The organism is Streptomyces sp. NPDC006339, from assembly GCF_040612775.1.
In the GTDB taxonomy this organism is placed as follows: Bacteria; Actinomycetota; Actinomycetes; order Streptomycetales; family Streptomycetaceae; genus Streptomyces.
This window is the reverse complement of sequence record NZ_JBEXQW010000116.1, coordinates 1-1,821: the sequence shown is the minus strand read 5'-3', so window position 1 is coordinate 1,821 and position 1,821 is coordinate 1. Positions and strand designations below refer to the sequence as shown.

1 pseudogene is annotated in these 1,821 nt (G+C 76.8%); it reads right to left on the bottom strand.

The annotated features are described in order from the left end of the window. Nucleotides 1-239: 239 nt before the first annotated feature. A pseudogene (locus tag ABZ135_RS38705) lies at nucleotides 240-1,821 on the bottom strand (AfsR family transcriptional regulator); the annotation flags it as partial.

Below are 1,821 nucleotides of genomic sequence, written 5' to 3'. Positions count from 1 at the left end.
GGGTGGCGTACATGGCGGGGAGGGTTTCGGCGATGTTGCGCCACCGGGAATCAGGAGTTGTCGTCACTCCGGGGCGTGCGGTGGTGCCGTATCCGGTGCCGACGCGGCCGCTGGCCGAAGGCCAGGTCACGGCCGGGACCCGGAACGGCGCGGCCAGGTCACGGCCGGGGCCCGGTGGCCGCGAGGGGACGGCCCCCGGGCCGCGTGACCACCCACTCCGGCGACCGCAGGGCACCCGCTCACCGCCCGGACACGCGAACCGCGTCCCGTACGAGCGCGGCGGCCTCCCTGACGGTGAGGGTGCTGCCCTCGTCGTAGTGGGTGGTGAACTCGTTCGGGGGGAGGGCGGCGCGCAGGGCGCGTTCGGCGTGGGCGCGGACGGCGGCCTCGGTGGGGGTGGTGAGGGGGCGGATGCCGGCGCCGCTCGGGGCGCCGCGGTGGGTGTCGTAGGCGCCGAGCAGCCGGGCGCCCTCCGCCACCGCGCCGGTCCGGGCGCGGGCCCAGGCCGCGGTGGCGAACTGGGTGACGATCAGGTAGGGCGCGACGAGGTGGGCGAGGGTCTCCATGTCCCGTACCGCGTCGGCGAGACGGGTGGTGGCGTCGTCGAAGGCGCCGTCCAGGCAGTCGAGCCAGGCGTGGAGGCCGGTCAGCATGCCGTGGAAGAGGCCGGGGGTGAGGTCGCCGCACTCCTGCCGCATCAGGTCGACCTGCTCGCGGGCGAGGGAGGTCCGGCCGGTGGTGCCGTAGTGCTGGGCGAGCAGCAGGCGGGCCGTGCTCACGGCCTCGGTGCCGGAGGCGCCGGACTCGGCGGCGGCGTCGACGAGCATGCGCTCGGCCTCCGCGTACGCCGCCGGGTCGTCGGCGCGCGCGGGCGTGCGAAGCCGGAGCGCGGCGAGCAGCGCCTTGAAGACCGGGATCTGGGAATGGGCGCCGAGCCGGGCGGCGGCCTCCATGGCCCGCGCGAAGTCGGCGGCGGCCTCGGCGGTGCGGCCGGCCCGCTCGTACGTCTCGCCGCGCGCGGCGAGCGCCTCGGCGACGCCCCAGGAGTCCCCCGCGGCCTCGAACAGCGCCAGCGCCTCCGTCGCCTCCCGCTCCTGCCCGCCGAGGAGCCTGGCCCGGAGCAGCAGCGCGAAGGCGAGGTCCCAGTCGTCGCCGTGCTCGCGGGCGGCGGCCACGAGCGCGGCGAGCGTCTCGTCGAGGCTGCCGAACCGGCCGGTCATCAACTGGGCGAAGAACCACATGGTGCCGGGGTGCCGGGCGGTCTGCGGCAGTCCGGGCCGGTACGCGGCGATGACGGCGTCCAGGCGGGCGCGGGTCTCGGGCCGTTCCAGGGCGGTGGCCCCGTCGCCGCCCTCGGCGGCGAGCGCCAGCAATCGTCCTCCGCGCCGCGCCTCCCACAGCCGCTCCCCCGCCCACGGCGGCGGCACGTCGACGCAGCGCCCCTCGAAGGGCTCGGCCTTCCGCATCGCGCCCGCGAACGGGTCGGGCCCGAGCCGGGTCGCCTCGGGCAGCCAGGTCCGCGCGTCGTGCAGGTGGTTGCGCAACTGCCAGAACCAGCTCATCGCGTGGACCAGGCACAACAGCTCCTGCTCGTCCCGCACGCGTACGGCGGTCCGCAGCGCCGCCCGCACGTTGTCGTGCTCGGTCTCCAGCCGCCGCAGCGCCGCCGCCTGCCGGCCGGTGCGCAGTTCGGGGTCGGTGAGCCGGGCGAGTTCGCGGTAGTACGTCAGGTGCCGCCGCTCGGCCTCCTCCCGGTCCCCCGCCTCCTCCAGCCGCTCTCCCGCGTACTCCGCGACCGTCTCGAGGAGCCGGTAGCGCATA